We start from the raw sequence: 5,954 nt of genomic DNA on the forward strand, positions 1-5,954 counted from the left end.
GCAAATCGAGGCAAAACTAAGGACCCTATTAACCACGAGAGCAAAATGTAATCTGATATAACTTCGCAAAAACTGTAACTCATTACGAAAAAAACGATCTATCCTCCGCTGCCCTGCTTCCAGGGCAGTTGTTCAGAGGTTCCTTAAGAAGCCTTACGTGATTACTGCCAACGATCTCAAGGGCATCATGACTATGATGCCGGCGTTTACCAAGAAGGACGGCGATCGGATCGACGCGACGGATACGGTCGATACCGTCGAGCTGACGCGCACGGTCGATAAGATTATCACCGACGGCGGCTGCAACGTGCTGACCACCACCGGCAGCTTCGGCGAGTTTCATACGCTGTTGTGGGACGAGCATAAAAAATTGATCGAGGCGACTGTCGCGGCGAACAAGAAGCGCGTGCCGCTGTTTATCGGCTGTACTAATTTGAATCCGCGCGAGGCGATCCGCCAGGCGAAGTTTGCCCAGGATGCCGGCGCCGACGGCGTGCTGCTCGGCGTGCCCTTCTATTATCAAGCGAGCGTCGACAACGCGGTGCAGTTCTATCACGACGTCGCCGACGCGCTGCCCAAAATGGGCGTGATGATTTATCACAACCCGACCCATCATCGCGTGACGATTCCGGTGAGCGCGTTCAAGAAGCTCACCGAGAAACCGAACATCGTCGCCATGAAGGATAGCCACCGCACGCCGCTGCAATTCGTCGAGCTGACCAATCTCACCAAAGGCAAGATGAGCCTCTTCGTCAACCAGACCCAGATGTATCCTTACTATCAAATGGGCGCGGCGGGCTGCTGGTCATTCAACGTTTGGATGGGGCCGTCACCGGTGATGGCGTTGCGCGATGCTTGCGTGGCACAGAACTGGGAACTCGCCAAACAGCTCTGCCTCGATCTCGAAGGGCTGAACCGCGTCGGCCCCAACATCGGCAGTCTCGTCTGGCGCGAGAACGTTTTCAAACTCGCCGTCAATCACGCCGGCTACTGCACCGCTGGGCCGCTGCGCGCGCCGTGGCGAATCGTACCGGACGAAGTCAACGACAACAGCAAGAAGATCGCGGCGTATTGGAAAACCCTGTGTGCCAAGTATCCGTTGGTGAAAGAAGCGGCGCGCAAGTCGGCGTAAAAGAGTTTTTAGTTTTGAGTGTTTAGTTTTTAGTTAATCGAGCAAAGAGAAAAACAAAATGAACACCACCCAAAAAATCATCGACGGCGACGGCCACGTGGTCGAAGATATCGCCTCCATCGTCAAGTACATGCCGCAGGAATATGTCGCGAGAAGTTTTTCCGAAGCGCGCGGCAAAAACCCGTTTCCGCCCATCGACCATTTACATTCGGCGAATCGCCACATCACCCCTCCAGGCGCCTTCGCCAACGTCGGCCGCGAAGGCTGGGAGCTGTTTCTTGAAGATGTCGGCATCGGCACCACCGTGCTCTACACCAGCGCCGGTCTCGCTTTTGGCAAGATCGTCAGCCGCGACTGGGCCATCGAGCTGGCGCGCGCTTACAATAATTGGCTGCACGACACCTATCTTTCAAAAAGTCCGCGCTTCAAAGCGATGGGCTTGATCCCGTTGCAGGAGCCGGCCGAAGCTGTGATCGAGTTGCGCCGCATCGTCCGCGATCTCGGTTTCTCAGGCGCCATGCTGCCGTCCATGGGCGTCAACATGCCGCATCTTGGCTCGCAAAAATATTGGCCGATTTATGGCGAAGCTGAACGTTTGGGCTGCGCCATCGCCATCCACGGCGGCGCCCATGAAAATTTATTGATGGACGACATGAGCCCCTACGCCGTGCCCAACGCGCTCGGCCATCCGATGAGCCAGATGATCGCCTTCGCCGGGATTATTTTTAACGGCATCTTCGATAAGTTCCCCGGCCTGCGCATCGGCTTCATGGAGGCGGGAACCGCATGGCTGCTCACCTGCATGGAACGCTTCAACGGCTCGTGGGCGAGCCATGTGCAGCATGATCCGCGCGGCCGTTTCTTACAGCTTAAGAAAGGCGAGAAGATCAAGGACTATATCAACCGCCACATCGACGACGGCCGGATTTTCGTCGGCTGCGAAGGCGAAGAGCTGAGCATCGCCGAGGCGGTGCGTATCACCGGCAACAAGCCCTATCTTTTCTCCACCGACTATCCCCATGAAGTCGACGCCGCGACCTGCAAACACGAGCTGCAAGAGTTGCGCGAGAACCCGAATCTTAAACCAGCCGACAAGGACGCCATCCTGTTCGGCAATTCGAAGAGGTTTTATCAGTTGGCGAATTGACCCTCTCGTTTCGCGAGGGTCATCCTGAACGAAGTGAAGGATCTCTGCCGATAAGCCGAGATTCCTCGTCGCTTCGCTCCTCGGAATGACAGTTACGCAGGCTCTAGCATTTAGGAGAAGAACGATGAGCAACAAAAAACACAAAATCATCGACGGCGACGGCCATGTCGTCGAATCCCATACCGAGATCGCGGCGCGTATGCCGGCGGTTTACCGTGAACGCTTCGGCGCGGCGCGCGGTCCTTATCCACCTAATGACCATTTGCACGCCGCCAATGCGCATATTTTACCGGAGGGCGCCTTCGCCAAAGTCGGCCGCGAAGGCTGGATCGATTTCATGGAAGATGTCGGCCTCACTAGTGCCGTGCTCTACCCGACCAACGGTTTGTCCTTCGGCCGCGTCGTCAGTCTCGACTGGGCCATCGAATTAGCCAAAGCTTACAACGACTGGATGCACGACGAATACTTGAGCAAGAGTTCGCGCTTTCAGGCCTTGAGTTTGATCCCATTGCAAGAACCGCAGGAAGCGGTGAAAGAACTGCGACGCAGCGTTAAAGAGCTGGGGTTCTGCGGCGCCATGCTGCCGAGCACCGGCGTCGCCGGCGCGCAGAATCATTTGGGCGACGACAAGTACTGGCCGATCTACGAAGAGGCCAATCGCCTTGGCTGCTGCATCGGCATCCATGGCGGCGTGCACGACAACATGGGACTCGACGACATGACGCCCTACGCGCCGGTCAATGCGCTGGGCCATCCCTTCGGCCAGATGGTGAATTTCTCGGGACTCCTGTTCAGCGGCGTCTTCGACAAATATCCCAAGGTTCGCTTCGGCTTCATGGAAGCCGGCGCCGGCTGGTTCGTCAATTGTATCGAGCGGCTGGAGCGCGCCTGGAACAGTCATATCCAGTACGATCCGCGCGGCCGATTCATGAAGCTTCGCGACAAGGAGTCGGTCACCGATTATATCAAGCGTCATGTCGATGAAGACCGCATCTTCGTCGGCGTCGAGGGTGATGAGCTGACCTTGCCCTTCGCGGTCAGCGTGGTCGGCAATAAGCCGTTTATTTTTTCCTCGGACTTTCCCCATGAGGTCAACAACGAAACTTGCAAAGAAGAACTCGAAGAGCTGGACGAAAATCCCCGGCTGACGAAAGAAGACAAAGACGGCGTGCGCTACAGAAATGCCGAGCGGTTTTACGGCTTGGCCACAAATTAGGATTCAATTAACCGCACCCTTCGACGATGCTCAGGGCGATCGGGGCTACAAAAGACGCAAAATAGTTGTCGTAGGGGGCGGGTTTTAAACCCGCCCTTTTTTCGCCCTCACCCCGACCCTCTCCCATCGGAATGGGCGAGGGAGAAAACTACAGAGACTGAAATTACTATGAAATTGATATGCCGCGTGATCCTCGTTTTAGCCACGATCACAAACACGGTCACGCTCCACGCTCAGTCTTTAACGACCTTCCGCGTCGCCAACGGCACCAGCGGTGAAAACCCCGCGGTGCTCTGGGTCGGCGTCGACCAAGGGATTTTCCGCAAGCATGGACTTAATGTGGAAGTGATTTTTATGCGCACCGGACCGTTGGCGATGTCAGCGCTGGTCTCGGGCGATGTCTCGGCAGTTTTAACCAGTTCGAATAACGTTATGAACGTCGCCGCCGGCGGCTTGGACGTGGTCGCCATCGCGACGCTGATCAATAAACCCGAAGGTGACATGATCTCGCGGCCGGAAATCAAGAAGGCCGAAGAGTTGCGCGGTAAAACCATCGCCATTCAAAGCATCGGCGGCGGCGGCTGGGCCAACAACATGCTGGCGTTGGACCACTTCGGCCTCGATCCCGACCGCGACAAGATCAACTTCCTGGTTCTCGGCGATCAGGCGTCGCGTATTCAGGCCCTCGAAAACGGCCGCGCCCACGCCTCATGGATGGGACCGACCTTCAGCGCGCCGCTCAAGAAAAAAGGTTTCACAGTTTTACTAGACCTCACTAAATCGCCGATACCCTATCTCGGCTCATCATTGATCGCCCGCCGTGCCACCTTTCGCCAGGAGCAAAAACATTACGAAGCAATGCTGCAAGGGACCTTGGACGCCATGCATTTCTTCGTCAAACCGGAAAACAAATCCGCGGTCCTGAAATCAATAGCGCGGGTGCTCCGGCTGCCGCGGGTCGAAGATGCCGAAAGCGGCTACAACGGACTCTTGGCAACCTATAGCATCGACTTGAAGCCAAAACCTGAGGGCGTGAAAAAAATCTATTCCATACTCCTGCGCACCAATCCCAAACTGCAAACCCTCAAACCGGAATCGATCATCGACGACAGCCTGATCCAAAAAATCCACGCTAGCGGATATTAGTGGTAAAGCAGAGAAGATATTTCACCACGGAGAGCACAGAGAACACAGAGAAAAGATATCGAATTTCTTTTGCGCCCTTTGCAGTCCCGATCGCCCTGAGCATCGTCGAAGGGTGCGGCCAATCATCCGAGTCCGATTCTTTTCCAAGGAGGAACTCCATGATCGCTCACATCGGCATCATCGTCAGCGACATTGAACGCAGCAAAGGCTTTTACAGCGCGGCGCTCCAACCCATCGGCTACCAAATGATTCGCGAATACGGCGTCACGCCGAGCCGACCGGCGGCGAGCGCGGGATTCGGCGAACCGCCGCGCGCCGATCTTTGGCTCTACCAAGGCGATCCCGGCAAGGTCACCGCGCACATCGCCTTTCAAGTAAACCGCCGCGCGCTAGTCGATGCTTTCTACCAAGCCGCTATCGCCGCCGGCGGCAAAGACAATGGCAAGCCTGGGCCGAGGCCGCAGTACAGTGCCAACTATTATGCAGCGTTTGTCTGGGATCCGGACGGTTACAATGTCGAGGCGGTTTGTCGGGAGGCGGAATAGCGCAGCGCTATTGGCAACCAATCAACGCTGTTCGGGTTACTGGTCTTTGCGTTTGGCGTTGGAATATTTCTGCAACCAGTTCTCAATCATCTTACGTTTGAAGCGCCACTGGTTGCCGACTTTGAACGCCGGCAGCTCCTTGTCCGCCAGCAATCGGTAGACGGTGAACTTATCGACGTTCAGATATTCGGCGACCTGTTCCAAGGTCAAAAGTTGATCGGGCATGGTTTACGTTCGCTAATCGAAGCTAGGTTTTATTTGAATCCTCAGCCAACGTCAAGCCCGCCCGGAACGCTGATTTTCTTGGCGCCATGTATGAAAAAATGGCGTGGCGAATCACGATTGGCAAAAATCTCGACCGGCTATTTCGCGGCGCAAACGGTGATCTCCACCATCGTGCCGGGTGTCAGCACCGCGCCCACCGCGGTGCGCGTCGGCAGATTTGCGCGGTCGACCCAGGCCATCCAGGCTTCGTTCATTGCGTCCTTCAAACTGGCGTCCTGCATGTAGATCGTGGCGCTCAAGATGCGCGATTTGTTCGTCCCCGCTTGAGCCAACACCGCGTCGATCTTTTGCAGCACCTGCGCCGTCTGCCCTTTCATGTCGAGCGACTTGTCATCGGCAACCATACCTGAGCAAAATACCAAGTCGCCAAACACCGCGGCATTGCAGTTCCATTCGCGCGGATTGATTCGTTGAATGTCCATAATTCGTTCTCCTTCAAGTTAGGCATTAGGCAACAGTAAGACAATCGGAAGGCCGTCATAA

Annotated in this window: 7 protein-coding genes; 5 read left to right on the forward strand and 2 right to left on the reverse strand. The window is 55.9% G+C overall.

Features of this window, described 5'->3' with window-relative positions:
* Positions 1-157 precede the first annotated feature (157 nt).
* The 5 genes from EXR70_24680 to EXR70_24700 all read left to right on the forward strand — a co-directional run bounded on the left by EXR70_24680 (position 158) and on the right by EXR70_24700 (position 5,186).
* On the forward strand, positions 158-1,132 hold the full coding sequence (locus EXR70_24680; protein MSP41693.1) for a hypothetical protein: 975 nt from the start codon (positions 158-160) through the stop codon (positions 1,130-1,132).
* A 58-nt stretch (positions 1,133-1,190) separates the two neighbouring features.
* Positions 1,191-2,279 (forward strand): hypothetical protein, encoded by a 1,089-nt coding sequence (locus EXR70_24685; protein MSP41694.1) that lies wholly within the window; start codon positions 1,191-1,193, stop codon positions 2,277-2,279.
* An 85-nt stretch (positions 2,280-2,364) separates the two neighbouring features.
* A complete protein-coding gene (locus EXR70_24690) occupies positions 2,365-3,495 on the forward strand; it encodes an amidohydrolase (GenBank protein ID MSP41695.1) in 1,131 nt (376 codons plus the stop codon).
* A 168-nt stretch (positions 3,496-3,663) separates the two neighbouring features.
* On the forward strand, positions 3,664-4,641 hold the full coding sequence (locus EXR70_24695) for an ABC transporter substrate-binding protein (GenBank protein ID MSP41696.1): 978 nt from the start codon (positions 3,664-3,666) through the stop codon (positions 4,639-4,641).
* A 158-nt stretch (positions 4,642-4,799) separates the two neighbouring features.
* Positions 4,800-5,186: a VOC family protein gene (locus tag EXR70_24700; protein MSP41697.1), complete on the forward strand. Its 387-nt coding sequence runs from the start codon at positions 4,800-4,802 to the stop codon at positions 5,184-5,186.
* Between the two features lie 36 nt (positions 5,187-5,222).
* On the opposite strand, the gene EXR70_24705 is transcribed toward EXR70_24700, so the two are convergent.
* Both EXR70_24705 and EXR70_24710 read right to left on the reverse strand, forming a co-directional pair.
* A complete protein-coding gene (locus tag EXR70_24705) occupies positions 5,223-5,411 on the reverse strand; it encodes a DNA-binding protein (GenBank protein ID MSP41698.1) in 189 nt (62 codons plus the stop codon).
* 137 nt (positions 5,412-5,548) lie between these two features.
* Positions 5,549-5,893, reverse strand: coding sequence for a RidA family protein (locus tag EXR70_24710; protein MSP41699.1), 345 nt, complete (start codon positions 5,891-5,893; stop codon positions 5,549-5,551).
* Positions 5,894-5,954 lie beyond the last annotated feature (61 nt).

This window comes from Deltaproteobacteria bacterium (genome assembly GCA_009692615.1).
In the GTDB taxonomy this organism is placed as follows: Bacteria; Desulfobacterota; Binatia; order UBA9968; family UBA9968; genus DP-20.